The 15,744-nt window shown below is 46.4% G+C and carries 12 protein-coding genes and 2 other annotated features; of the genes, 2 read left to right on the forward strand and 10 right to left on the reverse strand.

The features are described from left to right. Window positions 1-9 precede the first annotated feature (9 nt). From NXG62_RS08845 to NXG62_RS08865, 5 genes are all read right to left on the reverse strand, one after another. On the reverse strand, window positions 10-1,239 hold the full coding sequence (locus NXG62_RS08845; protein WP_427112067.1) for an ATP-binding protein: 1,230 nt from the start codon (window positions 1,237-1,239) through the stop codon (window positions 10-12). A gap of 83 nt (window positions 1,240-1,322) precedes the next feature. After that, the gene (locus tag NXG62_RS08850) at window positions 1,323-2,276 is read right to left on the reverse strand and encodes a bile acid:sodium symporter family protein (protein ID WP_427112068.1); all 954 of its coding nucleotides are present in this window, start codon (window positions 2,274-2,276) and stop codon (window positions 1,323-1,325) included. A gap of 9 nt (window positions 2,277-2,285) precedes the next feature. Continuing rightward, a complete protein-coding gene (gene ilvD / locus NXG62_RS08855) occupies window positions 2,286-3,938 on the reverse strand; it encodes a dihydroxy-acid dehydratase (protein WP_427112070.1) in 1,653 nt (550 codons plus the stop codon). Window positions 3,939-3,967: 29 nt separating this feature from the next. Beyond that, the gene (gene ilvC, locus NXG62_RS08860; RefSeq protein WP_427112071.1) at window positions 3,968-4,975 is read right to left on the reverse strand and encodes a ketol-acid reductoisomerase; all 1,008 of its coding nucleotides are present in this window, start codon (window positions 4,973-4,975) and stop codon (window positions 3,968-3,970) included. A gap of 86 nt (window positions 4,976-5,061) precedes the next feature. Beyond that, window positions 5,062-5,303, reverse strand: a binding site (T-box leader). 156 nt (window positions 5,304-5,459) lie between these two features. After that, window positions 5,460-5,701: a binding site (T-box leader), on the reverse strand. A 123-nt stretch (window positions 5,702-5,824) separates the two neighbouring features. Next, window positions 5,825-7,438 carry a gamma-glutamyltransferase family protein gene (locus tag NXG62_RS08865; RefSeq protein WP_427112072.1) on the reverse strand — a complete coding sequence of 538 codons (1,614 nt, stop codon included), beginning with the start codon at window positions 7,436-7,438 and terminating at the stop codon, window positions 5,825-5,827. Window positions 7,439-7,702: 264 nt separating this feature from the next. On the opposite strand from NXG62_RS08865, the gene NXG62_RS08870 reads away from it, so the two are divergent. Next, window positions 7,703-8,605 (forward strand): YegS/Rv2252/BmrU family lipid kinase, encoded by a 903-nt coding sequence (locus NXG62_RS08870; RefSeq protein WP_322351569.1) that lies wholly within the window; start codon window positions 7,703-7,705, stop codon window positions 8,603-8,605. A 165-nt stretch (window positions 8,606-8,770) separates the two neighbouring features. Here NXG62_RS08870 and NXG62_RS08875 read toward each other — a convergent pair whose 3' ends face one another. From NXG62_RS08875 to rpsF, 4 genes are all read right to left on the reverse strand, one after another. Next, entirely contained in the window at window positions 8,771-9,454 is a 684-nt protein-coding gene (locus NXG62_RS08875; protein ID WP_427112073.1) for a helix-turn-helix transcriptional regulator, read from the reverse strand. Between the two features lie 173 nt (window positions 9,455-9,627). Further along, window positions 9,628-9,858 carry a 30S ribosomal protein S18 gene (rpsR, locus tag NXG62_RS08880; RefSeq protein WP_091652194.1) on the reverse strand — a complete coding sequence of 77 codons (231 nt, stop codon included), beginning with the start codon at window positions 9,856-9,858 and terminating at the stop codon, window positions 9,628-9,630. A 42-nt stretch (window positions 9,859-9,900) separates the two neighbouring features. After that, window positions 9,901-10,344, reverse strand: coding sequence for a single-stranded DNA-binding protein (locus NXG62_RS08885; RefSeq protein ID WP_427112074.1), 444 nt, complete (start codon window positions 10,342-10,344; stop codon window positions 9,901-9,903). Between the two features lie 16 nt (window positions 10,345-10,360). Next, window positions 10,361-10,645, reverse strand: a complete 285-nt coding sequence (rpsF, locus tag NXG62_RS08890; RefSeq protein ID WP_427112075.1) for a 30S ribosomal protein S6 — start codon at window positions 10,643-10,645, stop codon at window positions 10,361-10,363. Window positions 10,646-10,823: 178 nt separating this feature from the next. Between rpsF and NXG62_RS08895 the strand changes: the two genes are divergently transcribed. Continuing rightward, on the forward strand, window positions 10,824-11,690 hold the full coding sequence (locus tag NXG62_RS08895; RefSeq protein ID WP_427112076.1) for a DMT family transporter: 867 nt from the start codon (window positions 10,824-10,826) through the stop codon (window positions 11,688-11,690). Between the two features lie 119 nt (window positions 11,691-11,809). On the opposite strand, the gene NXG62_RS08900 is transcribed toward NXG62_RS08895, so the two are convergent. Next, window positions 11,810-15,559 carry a phosphoribosylformylglycinamidine synthase gene (locus NXG62_RS08900; RefSeq protein WP_427112077.1) on the reverse strand — a complete coding sequence of 1,250 codons (3,750 nt, stop codon included), beginning with the start codon at window positions 15,557-15,559 and terminating at the stop codon, window positions 11,810-11,812. Between the last annotated feature and the right edge of the window lie 185 nt (window positions 15,560-15,744).

The following is a 15,744-nucleotide window of genomic DNA, read 5'->3' on the forward strand; positions in this document are numbered from 1 at the left end:
CGCCACGCCTCATACATTTCCCAAATACCATTTGACAAATTGTGCAGCAATGCGTCCATTCCTGCCGGAATGCTCCATTTCCCAGCGGATCCCTTGGATACGAAGTTCACTTTTAGCTAATGTGATACCTGATTTTTTCAGCTCATGATCAATTATTTTCAAATATTCTTCTTGTGTCGGCGATTCATAATGAAGTATCAAGCCAAATCGATCGGAAAGGGAAATAGATTCATTGGCACTATCATGCCGGTATACCTCTTCCAGTTCTTCCTTACGGTCTTGCCATGTCTCTTTGAGCAAATGACGCCGGTTGGAGGTGGCATAAATGAGAACGTTTTCCGGCTGGGCCATTACACTGCCATCAATAGCAGACTTTAAATATTTATATCCCGATTCACCTTCATCAAAAGACAAATCATCAAAAAATAAAATAAATTTTTTGCTTTTAATATTGCTCAGTTTTTGCATAACCGCCGAAAGCTGGACAAGTTGATCCCGTGTAATTTGAATAAGGCGCAGCCCTTCTGTATGGTATATATTGGCCAACGCTTTTACTGCCGTCGATTTACCTGTACCTCTGGCCCCGGTCAGCAGCACGTTGTTGGCCTGTTTTCCCTGGACAAAATTGCGGGTATTGATCCGAAGTTTTTCTTTCTGCGTTTCATATCCAATGAGATCTTCCCAAAAAAGGGTGGGAAAATCATCAATACCGATAAATTTTCCATCATGGGCAATACGAAAGGCAAGATGCCGTGCCAAGGTACCGCGTCCATACCGACTGTATTGTTCCAAAAGGACAGCGGCTGCCGACACGGCATCTTCACAAGCCATCAAGTTTCTGGTTAAAGAAGCACTGCATTCATCTATCAACGACCGAGCCGGCGTATAGTCATCGAGAAATGTCCCTTCTATGAAATCCGACGCTTTGCTTTTCACATACGGTAGCAGGAGTTTCATGTCTTGTGTCAAAACTTGCTTAAGTCCTGCCCCATAGGTGCCTTTGGATTCTATTGTCTGGGCCGCAATCGTATCTCCTTCTCCCAAGAGATACACCAGATATGCTGAAAAGACATTTCCCTGCAGGCCTTTTTCTTCAGCTTGCTGCAGTAACACTGCCGCAAATCGACTCTGCGCTTCTTTATCCCGGGGATCATCCTGCACATCAAACAAAGTTCGAAAAATATCTTCCTTCAAAAAACTGCGGCAGGCGACCAGCAGGTGCAAATCAGGATATGCCATACAATCCCCTCCTTATATTGAACAAGGACGCTTGAGCCCCAGCGCCCTTGTTTATCATATATATAACTTCCTCTATACCTTGCTTATTTTGCTTCCTCACTGTCACCGTCGTCACTGCGGCTGGCCCAATAGCCCGCCAGTATCGACCCTGAAAAATTGTGCCATACACTGAAAATCGCTCCCGGAATCGCCGCCATCGGATCCAGATGCGCCAGTGCCAGCGCCACGGCCAGCCCCGAATTTTCCATCCCGATCTCAAACGCCACGGCCTTGCTCTTATAGTGGTTCATCCGTCCCAGACTCCGCGATACGCCGTATCCCAGACTCAGGCCCAGGCAGTTATGCAGCACTACCGCCAGCGCCGCGATTCCTGCCACCGTAGCCAGCCGCTGTGCATTCAGTGCTACCACGATCGTAATGATCATCACGATCGCCACCACCGATACTACCGGGATAATCCCCACCAAGTGATCCACCACCCGCGACGCCGCCATCCGGATTCCTATCCCGATGATGATCGGAACGAGCACTACCTTGCAGATATCCAGCAGCAGCGCCGCTGCATCTATCGGGATCAGCGAGCCCGCCAGTGCCATAAACAGGGCCGGTGTCAAAATCGGTGCCAGCAGGGTATTGACGCTCGATATCGTTACGGACAGCGCCGTATCCCCTTTTGCGATGAACGTCATCACATTCGACGCCGTCCCGCTGGGACAGCAGCCTACCAGGATCAGTCCGGCTGCCAGCATCGGATCCAGCCCCAGCACTTTTCCTACCCCAAACGCCACGCACGGCATGATCGCATACCGCAGCACGATCCCGAAGATCACATCCTTCGGCCGCGTCAGCACCAGCTTGAAGTCCTTCGGCGTCATCGTCAGTCCCATCGACAGCATGATCAGCGACAGCAGCCACGTCACCCAGCCGCCCATTCCCATGAACGGCCCCGGTACAAAGAACGCCAGGGCGGCAAACAGTACCACCCACACCGTAAAGTATTTCGTAATGAATTTACAAAGCTTCTCTGCCGTTTCCATAGGCCCTCCTTATTCCAGCACCGCGCCCGTATTGGCTGACGTTACCAGCTTGGCATACCGCGACAGGTACCCGCTCTTGACCTTCGGTTCCGGCTGTTTCCATGCTGCCCGGCGCGCCGCCAGTTCCTCGTCGCTCACGCACAGTTCCAGCTTTCTCCCCGGGATATCGATGGCGATCGTATCGCCGTCCTTAATCAGAGCTATCGGCCCGCCTTCCATCGCTTCCGGCGATATATGGCCGATACAGGCTCCGCGGCTGGCTCCGCTGAACCGTCCATCGGTCAGCAGGGCTACCTTCAGCCCCATCCCGGTAATGACGGCTGTCGGGTTCAGCATCTCCCGCATCCCCGGACCGCCTTTGGGCCCTTCATACCGAATCACCACCACGTCGCCTTCATGGATCTGTCCGTCTATGATCGCCGTTATCGCGGCTTCTTCCGAGTTGAAGCATTTGGCGCTCCCTGTGTAGACCAGCAGATCTGCATCTACGGCACTTTCCTTGATCACGGCCCCATCGGGTGCCAGGTTCCCGCTCAGGATTGCGATCCCGCCTTTATGCATATACGCCGTTTCCACCGTATGGATCACCTCCGGCCGTTCGATCACAGCATGGGCAATTCGTTCCCCGATGCTGCCCGTGACTGTCCGGGCTTCCGTATGGATGATTCCCAGCTTGGTCAATTCCTTCATGACCGCACAGATCCCGCCGGCTTCTCCCAGATCCTGCATATGGTAGCTGCCGCCCGGGCTCATCTTGCAGATATACGCGGCTTTTTTACTGATTTCATCGAACTTCTGCAGCGGCAGTTCGATTCCTGCTTCATGGGCGATGGCCGGCAGATGCAGTACCGTATTCGTCGACCCGCCGATCGCCATATCTACAGCGATGGCATTTTCAAAGGATTCCTGCGTCATGATATCCCGCGGTTTGATGTCCCGTCTCACCAGATCCAGGACGACCGCGCCGGCCTTCTTGGCCAGGATCCGCCGCGCTCCGAAATAGGCGGCCGGGATTGTTCCGTTCCCCGGCAGTCCCATCCCCAATACTTCGGTCATGCAGTTCATCGTATTGGCCGTGAACAGGCCGGCACAGGATCCGCACCCGGGACAGGCCTTATTTTCCATATCTGCCATTTCCGCTTCCGTAATCTGCCCCGATTCCAGTTTCCCTGCGGCTTCAAACATCGTACTGACACTGATATCCTTGCCTTTATAGCGTCCCGCCTGCATCGGTCCGCCGCTGACTACCACCGTCGGGATATTTACCCGGCCTGCCGCCATCAGCATACCGGGCACGATTTTATCGCAGTTCGGGATCATGACCAGTCCGTCGAAAGCGTGACCGTTGGCCATGGCTTCGATGGAATCGCAGATCAATTCCCGGCTGGCCAGCGGATATTTCATGCCGTCATGGCCCATGGCAATCCCATCACAGATCCCGATCGCCGGAAACTCGATCGGCGTCCCGCCGGCTGCTGCAACCCCCAGCTTTACCGCCTGGGCGATTTCCCGCAGATGCATATGCCCCGGAATAATTTCATTGAATGCATTGACGATCCCGATCAACGGTTTTTCCAAGTCTTCGTCCGAATACCCCATGGCATGGAACAACGTCCGATGGGCCGTCCGGGTACTTCCTTTTTTTACTATATCACTCCGCATATCGATTTCCTCCGTTTCCGCTTTTTGTATTAATCCGCTTTTTCTTCTTTAAGCCACGACATCATATTGCGAAGTTTACCTCCGACTTTTTCAACAGGGTGTTCCGCATGTTTCTTGCGCAGCGCTAAGAATTCCGCACGGCCGGCTGCTTTGTTTTCCAACAACCAGTTTTTGGCAAAGGTGCCTTCCTGAATTTCCTTCAGCACTTGCTTCATTTCGGCTTTGGTTTTTTCCGTTACAATACGCGGACCTATTTTATAATCACCATATTCAGCAGTATCACTGATGGAGCTGCGCATGTTAGCCATCCCGCCTTCATACATGAGATCCACGATAAGCTTCATTTCATGAAAGCATTCAAAATAGGCGATTTCCGGCTGATACCCTGCTTCACACAAGGTTTCAAAACCAGCCGTAATCAGATGTGTTACACCGCCGCACAATACCGCCTGTTCTCCGAAAAGGTCGGTTTCCGTTTCTTCCTGGAAAGTGGTCTGTATAACTCCCGAACGAGTGCCGCCGATTCCCCGTGCATAGGCCAGCGCCAAATCAAACGCGTGTCCCGTAGCATCCTGTTCTACGGCAAATACATCCGGAACCCCGCCGCCTTCCACAAAAGTACGCCGTACCAAATGACCCGGACCCTTAGGTGCCACCATAAACACATCGATATCTGCCGCCGGAACAATCTGTTTGAAATGAACGTTAAAGCCGTGAGCAAATGCCAACGCACTGTCCGGTTTCAAATTAGGCCCAATTTCACTGTTATATACATCTGCTTGTTTTTCATCCGGAATCAACACCATGGTAATATCTGCTTCTTTAACAGCTTCGGCAACAGTCTTGACAACAAACCCCTGTGCACGTGCTTTTGCTGCTGATTTACTACCTTCATACAAACCTACTGTCACATCAAGCCCGCTTTCCATCAGGTTCAATGCATGGGCATGCCCCTGGCTGCCATACCCGATAATAGCTATTTTTTTCCCTTTCATAACATCCCAATTTACATCTTGATCATAAAATACTTTTGCCATCTTACATCTCTCCTTTGTTTTTGGTCTTGTTAGTTTTAGGGCCGTCTTGAAAGGGTCCGGGGTAAAAAAAATACGCCCCCTATATACTAAGGGACGAATGTGATTCCGCGATACCACCCTGGTTCCTGCAGCATTACTGCCTGCAGGCGCTCTACAACGTACTAACATACGCGTTTCCTGTAACGTGGAAAACTCGTCGGCGCCTAATTATGCTTCAGCTCCGCTCTTCAGGGAGGATTTTCAAATATCCGTAAACACCGGTTCACACCACCCACCGGCTCTCTGTTGTTTAAAAGGATATATTACTCTTTCCCGTCATCAGATTTCAATCATGGCTTCTCATAAGAGAAGTTTCGTCCATTATATGCGAACCTATTTCTCTTGTCAACTACTTTTTTATTATTTTCACCTCCTGCTTTCTGATATCGTAGTCGCAGAGCTGCTTCTAAGGGTTAAAAATGAGTATAAAAAATCCGCCCCTCAAAAGAGGGACGGATACAATTCCGCGATACCACCCTGATTCCTGCCGTATTACTGCCAGCAGGCACTCTGCAACGTACTACCATACGCGTTTCCTGTAACGTAGAAAATTCGTCGGCACTTAATTCTGCTTCGGCACCGCTCTTCAAGGAGGAGTTTCGTTTTCCTGTAATCACCGGTTCACACCACCCACCGGCTCTCTGTCGTTTTACCCAGATAACTACTTATTCCCATCATCAGATTTCATTATGATTCCCTTCGTTTAGGGATTGCATACATTATATGCAATCCAAAACAACTTGTCAACTTATTTTTTGTAATTTTGGACATTTTTATACGATTTAATTCATTTTTAGTATACGTTTTTATCTACCATGCCGCCACCATTCCATCTGCACGAGGTTCTGTCGCTCCCATAAGAACACCTTGCGTATCCCGCCAAATAATTTGTCCGCGACCATAGGAATTCCGATCCGGATTAATAATAATAGTGTGCCCCCGATCCCGAAGTCCTCTGATAATATTCTGCGATACTGTCGGTTCTATTTCAATCCGTTTATTTCCCAGCCACTGCCATCTCGGTGCATCAAGCGCGGCTTGCGGATTCATATGAAAATCAATCGTGTTCATCAATACTTGCATATGTCCCTGTGGTTGCATAAAACCTCCCATAACGCCAAACGGACCAACGGGTACACCATCTTTTGTCAAAAACCCCGGAATGATCGTATGATATGGTTTTTTACGAGGGGCTACACAATTATCGCTGGCTGCCTCCATACTAAAATTATATCCCCGATTGTTCAATGCAATTCCGTATTCAGGAACCACGATACCCGAGCCAAAACCCATAAAGTTACTTTGTATATAGGAAACCATATTTCCTTCTCGATCCGCTGCACACAAATACACTGTCCCGCCGCAATTAGGATCCACCGGGGACGGCATAAGTGCCTGTGTACGTATTTGTGCCCGCCGCTGCGCTGCATATTCCTCGGACAGCCAATACGATAACTTTGTTCGCATATAGCGGGGATCGGCAATATATTTCCGTCCATCGGTAAATGCCAGTTTCATTGCTTCAATTTGTTTATGGAACGTATCCACCGTATCTCGTTCTTTAAATTCCAATCCCCGGGCAATCGCCATCGCCATAAGCACGACCAAACCATGCCCATTCGGCGGAATTTCCCAAACATCATATCCCCTGTAATTCGTAGAGATGGGATCCACCCACTGCGGTTTATACTCCATGAGATCCTGCTTGCGAATATATCCACCGGTAGCTTGGGAAAACGCATCTATAGCATCGGCTATATCGCCTTCATAAAAATCACGACTATGACTTGCAGCAATCTGCCGCAATGCGCGGGCTTGTCGAGGTAACGTCACTATTTCACCGGCACGCGGAGCGCTCCCCTTACTAAAAAAAGTAGGGAATAAGCCGGCAAAAGCCGGATCATTTCGGAATTTAGCAAAAGTCCGTTCCGATTCTTTCCACAATTCCGCTAATGTAGGCATAACGACATAACCATGTTCGGCATAGTACAGGGCCGGTTCAAAAAGTTTTTCAAACGGCAGCCGGCCAAACCGCCGATGGAGTTCCTCCCATGCCGCCGGCGCACCTGGCACAGTAACCGGTTCCCAGCCGCGGGCAGGCATAGTCGAAATGCCGTGTTCCAGCAACGCTTCCCTTGACATCGCCGCAGGAGCATACCCACTTCCGTTAAGGCCGTAAAGCGCCCCCTTTATCCAAACCAACGCAAATGCATCACTTCCCAATCCATTGCTGGTCGGTTCCAATACGATTAAGCTGATAGCAGTAGCCAGTGCCGCATCGACAGCATTGCCGCCCTGTTTAAGCATATCAAGTCCCGCTTGGGCCGCAAGTGTCTGTGAAGTACACACCATCCCATTTCGGGCATATATAATTTCCCGCCGCGACGGGTAAGGATACTGATGGGGATCAAATTGTAAATACATAGGAATACCTCCTTTTGTTCATATATTATATATTTACTATATCACAAAAAAAACATTGCATGAAAGAAATATGTGCATATTTTTGAATCTCCTTCTTCCTCGAAAATAAAATAATTGCCGGTTACATCTTCACTAAAGTTGATTTTTAACCTATAATAGTATTAATATACACTTTATAAATAGTTTACTATACTAACTATATACTAAGGATGCTAAGAATATATATTCTCATATACAATCTTGTATATAAAGGAGGAAGTTGTTTTGGGACGGTGTTTGTTGATCGTCAATCCGACAGCCGGGCGTGAACGAGCTAAGTATTTTATGGGCAGCCTGAAGCTTCAATTGGAAAATAATTTTGATACTGTCGATTTGCGGCAGACCGGAAAAAAAGGCGATGCTACTGCCTGGGCCAAGGAAGCCGCCCTCGAAGGATATGACAGTGTATTTTGCATGGGTGGAGACGGCACCTTAAATGAAACCGTGAACGGATTAGCTTTGGGAAACCGTCCGATTCATTTCGGTTTCATTCCCTTGGGAACGGTCAATGATTTGGCACGGGCATTACAGATTCCGCTTCATCCCGAACAGGCCATTGCCATGTTAAAAAAAGCGAAGACCGTTCCTCTCGATATCGGCAAAGCAAATGACCGGTATTTCGTCAATACGATTGCTGCCGGAGTCATGCCCGAAGCAGTAGGTCAGGTATCCATCGAGCAAAAGACCCGCCTGGGTCCGTTGGCTTATTTTTTAACTGGCCTAAAAACGTTGCAATCTCATAAAAGTTTTTTATTTAAAATGAATATCAATGGGGAGACGACAACACGCCGTTCCCCTCTCATTATTGCTATGCTGACAAATTCTATCGGCAGTTTTCGCAATATAGCGCCGGAGGCCCGCGTCAATGACGGTAAACTTTGGCTGGCAACCTTCAAAAATATTACCCCGCTGGATTTATTGAAATTGGCTCCGGAAATGCTAGCCGGTACTCCTGTCAGTTCCGAATACATGTATTTGGAACAAGTCGACCATGTCAAAATAGAACTGCTCAACAATGACCATTTATCGACGAATATGGACGGAGATACGGGGCCTGATTTTCCTCTTGAGTTACAAATACTACCCTCTTTTTTATCGGTATATGTACCGGCAGACAGCGACATATAAGTACAGTATATGTATTTCCTCCTGTCCTTATTATTAGCTTCCACCTGCGGTTCACACTCACACTACGCGCTATCACACATCTATATCACAGAAAGGTAAAGAGTTCCTGCATCGCGATTCTTTACCTTTTTTGTGATATTCTGTCTTAATAAAATCACTTTAGTTTTACTCGTTTTTTCTTTTTATCTTCCCCAGATATCGATAAATAGTGGGCTCGGAAACATCAAGCCACTCGGCCAGTGATGCCACCCCACCTTTCAACAAAAACAATCCGGTATCATTTAAATCATGAACAACGGAGATTCTTTCATCCACGGATAATCGTTCCGGAGCAACAGAATACTTAGCTAGTGCATGTTCAATCATCATATGAGTAACATCCTCCATACTCCCTTGAAAATGTTGAAATACGTTGGAAATTTCATTGTTTTTATTTTTAGATTTACATGTATTTTCCAAAAAAAACTCATTGCCAATAATGTGTTTTGTTAATTTTTCTCGTAAATCAACAAATGGAGTTATATTGAAATTAATACACAACATGCCCTGCAGAATCCCTTCATCATTACGAATATAATAACCGGAAGATCGGAATAAATGTCCATTCACATTGTTAATCCTATAATTCACAACACAGTCCGTATCCTGTTCAATGTCATATTTTACTGTCCGCAAAACAAAATCAGAAGCCGTATCTCCCACGGTTCTTCCGCTTAAACAGCCGTTCGCAATAGCTATAATAGAATGTTTCGGATTGGAAAGGTCGTGGAGGACGATTTCATAATATTCTCCCAGGGCCTTACTTAAAAAATCGACCATGGGGATATATGGTTCTAATTTTCTGTCCATTATGTTCTATCCTCCTTTCACTGTAACTTGCTTTTTTTAAGCATATCATTATGATTTTGATTTTACAATAAATCTTTGTTTTTATTTTATCCATACAATGCGTTTACATAAATTTTCCTGCTTCATAGAAAAACAGCCATCGTGTACCCCACGATGGCTGTTTTGTATTAAAATTATTCAGCTGTATACGGAAGTAATGCAATTGCTCTGGCCCGTTTAATAGCAATAGTCAGCTTACGCTGATGTTTTGCACAAACACCGGAGATACGGCGAGGTAAAATCTTGCCGCGTTCTGTCGTAAACCGACGAATCTTTGCAATATCCTTATAATCAATCGTATCTGCCTTATCAACACAGAAGCTGCATACTTTTCTTCTCGGTTTTCTTGTACGTTCTCTTCTCATTGTATATCCTCCCTTTAAAATTAGTAAGGGATCCTTTTGACATTAAAATGGGATTTCTTCATCATTCGCATCTTTGCCAAAGCTATCAAAACCTTTGCCTTCAGCAGCCGGTTTTGCAGTCGGCACACTTGTCTGCGAAGCTGCCGCAGCAGCACGTTTCTCTGAACCCATTGTCTGTGCTACAAAATTAGCAACGACTTCCGTCACATAACGTTTCTGCCCATCCTGCGTTTCATAGGAACGGACAGACATACGCCCTTCCACAAATACACGGCTTCCTTTTGCCAAATTATTGCCACAGGTTTCCGCCAAATTACCCCATGCTACAACAGGAATAAAATCAGTTAATTCACGTGTTTCCTGGTTTCCAGCCGGTATATAAGACCGCGTAACCGCCACAGTAAACATCGCAATAGCTTTGCCGGTTTTCGTAAACCGAATTTCCGGATCCCGGGCTAAATTACCAACCAATTGTACTGAATTCATACCTTTGCGCCTCCGGTTATTTGTCGTTCTTGACGATCAAGTGTTTAAGGATCTCATCTTGGATTTTCATAACGCGGTCAATTTCATAGATCGCAGTCGGATCTATTTCAAAATTGATCAGAACATAATAGCCATCGTTCTGTTTCTTGACCGGATAAGCTAAATGGCGTTTTCCCCAACGATCAACCTTTTCGACAGTGCCGTTGTTTTTAGTGATCAAATTCGTTACTTTTTCAACGATTGGATCTACTTCTGTTTCTTCAAACGGCTTTGCGATAAACATGACTTCGTACTTATTCACGAAATCACCTCCTCTTTTGGACATATGGCCCTTTCCGAAAAAGGGCTAGGAGCTTGATATAATTTTATTCAAGCTTTAATATTATACCATTAAATTTTTATAATTTCAACGCTTTTTATATGCTTTATGATATGTTATAACAGACTCATATGACTATGTACAGGAAAGGACATGTATAATGAAATGGCTACATTCGCATAATTCCAACATGATTTTGGCTGATATCACACTGCTATGTACGGCGGCAATTTGGGGCGGCGGTTTTATCGCAGCCAAGGAAGCACTCGTTACCCTGTCCTCCTTCACTATACTTGCCTCCCGTTTTTTATTATCGGCACTAATCATGTTTTTCCTATTTTATCCCAGAATACGACGTGCTGCAGCAAAAGAACTTCGTTTTGGCATGCTCCTGGGTCTCATTCAATATATCGCTTTTATATGCCAGTTGGAAGGATTAAAAACGACCACCGTAGAAAAACAATCTTTTCTCGTTACTTCCTATGTCATATTTGTGCCTGCGTTATCCTGGCTTATTACAAAAAAACACATACAACCCCGGGAAATAGGGTGTGCACTGCTGGCTTTATGCGGTCTGGCCCTGTTGTGCCTGCATTCCGATGCATTCGTACTGGCTGCCGGGGATATATTATCTATTGGGTTTGCAGTCTTTTTTGCCCTGCAAATTGTGTACGTAGGAAACGTTGTTAAAAACGCAGATATATTCAGCATGACTTTCTTTCAATTTTTAACTACCGGTCTGTTGGCACTGCCTTTTCTAGATATATCCGGCCTGCAGCAAGTCCGCGTATCGGCAATCTACGGAATGTTATATTTAGTTATTTTAAATACAACATTTGCATTTTTAGCACAAAATCTGGCACAGCAGTATACCAAAGATACGCATGCTTCCCTAATTATGTCTTTGGAATCGGTATTTGGTTTTTTTATGGCCGTTTGGTTTTATCATGATCCGGTAACACTGCAGGAGGGCACCGGCTGCCTAATGATGATGGCGGCTATTATATTGTCAAAGGTCAAGGGGTGATACCCGCTGTACTGCTATATTTATAAGCTATTTACCAAAAAAGGGAAATACCTAATGGGCAGTTCCCTTTTTTAGTTTACAGCAGTTTGCTGCATTATCTGGTAAAATACCGTTTTTTATTATTCAAAATATGCTACCCCGGCAGAGAATATCGGCTGTACCTTATTACCCGAAATGTTTTTGAATACACTGGGAGCGATTCCCCGTTCGGAATGCGCCATTTTGCCAAAAACCCGGCCATCCGGACTGGTAATGCCTTCAATGGCAAAAATAGATTGATTCGGATTAAAGGTACTATCATATGTTGCCGCTCCGGAAAAATCTACATATTGTGTTGCAATCTGCCCCTTAGCCGCCAATTCTTTTATTTGTTCCGGCGAAGCTATAAAACGCCCTTCTCCGTGAGAAATCGCAATCGTATGAACATCACCCGGTTTTACATTACTAAACCAAGGTGACATAACGGATACGACTTTTGTATTGACCATGCGGGACAAATGTCGTCCAATAGTATTATATGTTAAAGTCGGACTATCCGCTTTTAATGGCTGTACGTGTCCGTACGGCAAAAGTCCCAATTTGATCAGTGCCTGGAACCCATTGCAAACTCCCAGTGCCAACCCATCTCGTTTGTATAAAAGTTCTTCCAGTGCTTCCGACAATGCCGCACTGCGGAACAGCGTCGCAATGAACTTACCCGATCCTTCCGGTTCATCGCCAGCACTAAAGCCGCCGGGAAACATGATGATCTGTGCATTGGCAATACGTTTCGCCATTTCTTCTATCGATTGTGTCAACGCTTCCGGAGATTCGTTGCGCAGTACCATGGTATCCGTATTCGCTCCTGCTGCAGCAAAAGCCGCCGCTGAATCGTATTCGCAGTTTGTCCCCGGGCAAACTGGGATAAATACAGTCGGTTTGCCAAAATTTTCACTTCGGCAAGGTCCATATGTCGTATAGAGCGGCAAAACCGGATCCCCTGTTTCACTTTCACTTTGAATCGGGAAAATACTGTTGATCGGTTTTTCCCAGGCCGACAACAACTCCGCAAGAGGAATCACTGTCTCACCCAGCTGCATGACGCTATTGCCGCGAGTCAGTCCGACCCGGCAGACAGCATCTCGTCGTACCCAATCCAGTGCGTGATCCGTATCAACTTCCACAATAAATGAACCATACCGAAGATCAAACAAATCATGAAAGGAAAATGTCGTATCAATTTCTACGCCTATGCCGTTGCCAAAAGCCATTTGCGCAATAACTGCCGCAACTCCGCCCTGACCGACAGCATGCATAGACTTAATGCTTCCTTCTGCTGTTTTTTCATGAAGAAAATCACAATGTGTCTTGAATATTTCAAAATCAGGAATTCCTTCCGTATCCCGCGGTACATCAAAAAGAAGTACTGCATTACCCGGCTGTTTAAATTCCGGTGAAACAATATGCTGCGTTTTTTCCGGAACGATAGCAAAGGAAACGAGTGTCGGCGGAACCGTAAGATTTTCAAAAGTACCGCTCATGCTGTCTTTCCCACCGATGGCTGCTACTTGCAGTGCCCGTTGTGCGGTGTACGCTCCCATCAGTGCACTAACCGGTTTGCCCCAAGCTTTTTCATCGACTCCCAGATTCTGAAAGTACTCCTGCATAGTCAAATACGCTTGTTTTCTATCACCGCCAAGTGCCACCAATTTAGCCACCGATTGTACTACGGCATACAGTGCCCCATGAAACGGACTCCATACCGCCAAATCCGGATCATATCCATGAGTAAAAATGCTGACCGTCGTCGTATCCCCGTGGAGCACCGGAATTTTAGCCACCATGCCTTCTACCGGCGTTTTTTGATATTTGCCGCCAAACGGCATCAATACGGTACGAGCGCCAATCGTACTGTCAAAACATTCCGCAAGTCCCTGTTCAGAAGCGATATTAAGCTTACCCATTGTATCCAGCCAGGTTCTTGCAATATCTGCAGTCGGAGCTGCCGTAAAGAAATCTTTTTCCTCCGGCGCCGTAACAACCGCCTGCCGATGCTGTGTCACTCCATCAGTATTAAGAAAAGCACGAGAAATATCCACAACATTGGTACCACGCCAATGCATCACTAAGCGGTTCGTATCTGTTGCAACGGCCACAAGTGTCGATTCAAGATTTTCTTCATCCGCATATCTCATAAATTCTTCTGCTTTATCTGCCGGCACAACGACAGCCATCCGTTCCTGTGACTCGGAAATAGCCAGTTCAGTCCCATCTAAGCCTTCATATTTCTTCGGTACTTTGTCAAGGTCGACATCCAGTCCATCGGTCAACTCACCAATGGCGACCGATACGCCGCCAGCACCAAAATCATTACAGCGCTTTATGAGGACCGTTGCTTCATGACGGCGGAAAAGCCGCTGAATTTTGCGTTCCGTAAGTGCATTGCCCTTCTGTACTTCTGCACCGCAGGTTTCCAACGATTGAATCGTGTGTTTTTTTGAAGAGCCTGTCGCTCCGCCCATGCCATCCCGACCGGTTTTCCCCCCCAGTAAGATGATAACATCTCCGGGGACAGGAACCTCACGAACCACATTACTTCTTGGTGCAGCACCGACAACAGCACCGATTTCCATTCGTTTAGCAACAAACCCGGGGTGATAATATTCTTTGACTTCACCGGTAGCCAGTCCAATTTGATTACCGTACGAACTATATCCCTTAGCAGCTCCTTTGGTAATCGTCCGCTGCGGCAGCTTACCTGCCAATGTGTTTTTAACCGATTGGTGCGGATCACCGCTGCCGGTTACACGCATTGCTTGATATACATAGGAACGACCGCTCAAGGGATCACGGATACAGCCGCCCAGACACGTTGCGGCTCCCCCAAAAGGTTCTATTTCGGTAGGATGATTATGTGTTTCATTTTTAAAGAGGAGCAACCATTCTTCTTCCACACCGTCTACGTCAACAGGAATAATAATAGTACACGCATTGATTTCCTCCGAAGCATCGAGATTTTGGAGCATGCCGGCTGTTTTTAATTCTTTAACAGTAATCGTACCCATATCCATCAAGGTCTGCGGTTTCTTTTTCACCGTATATAACGCTTCCCGCGTCGTTTTATATGTTTCATAGGCACGCATGATAGGCTGCGCATAAGTGCCGTTTTCAATAGTTACATCCGTCAATTCCGTCATAAATGTCGTATGACGACAATGATCTGACCAGTAGGTATCAATCACACGTATTTCCGTAATTGTCGGGTCGCGTTTTTCTTCATCCCGGAAATAGGTTTGACAAAACAGCAAATCATCAAGACTCATGGCTAATCCCAGATGGCACCGCAAGGTATCCACTTGCTCCCGGGACATAGCAATAAAGCCGTCAAATACTTCTACATCTTCCGGCTGTTCCCATTCCATTTCCAAACTGGCAACAGGTTCCAATGATGCTTCGCGCGCTTCGACCGGGTTAATGCAATAGTGCTTGATGGCTTCCAGATCTTCCTGTGATAAGGTTCCCGATAAAACAAATACTTGTGCTGTACGCACAAGGTTGTCGTTTTTCATCGTCAGCATCTGCAAGCACTGCATTGCCGAATCAGCACGCTGGTCATACTGCCCGGGAAGATATTCCATAGCAAGAACCGTGTCTTCTTTCGTTACGGGTATTTCATCGTAAACCGCATCGACAGGCGGTTCGGAAAAAATCATATTTTTTGCCGCTTCAAAGGCCGCATCATCCAGACCGGTCACATCATAGCGATGATAAATCTTGACATGGGTCAGCCCCTTGATGAGTAGGTTTTCCTTTAAATCTGTACACATCCTTTTAGCTTCTTGGGCAAAAGGACCTTTCTTGGTGACATACAAACGGCGAATAGATTGCATGCAGCGACCCCTCCTTAAAAAATTATGCTATATAAATACAACGTTATTATACCTGTTTTAAGGATATAAGACAAGGAAATTTATCGTCTGTCATACTAAGCAGACAGAGGTACCGGGCGGTAACCCACCTCTTTTTATAAAAAAAAACAGCAGACTTGATCTTATTTTTCTGTCGAACATAGGCA

Source organism: Megasphaera sueciensis, from assembly GCF_050219315.1.
Taxonomy (GTDB): domain Bacteria; phylum Bacillota; class Negativicutes; order Veillonellales; family Megasphaeraceae; genus Megasphaera_A; species Megasphaera_A sueciensis.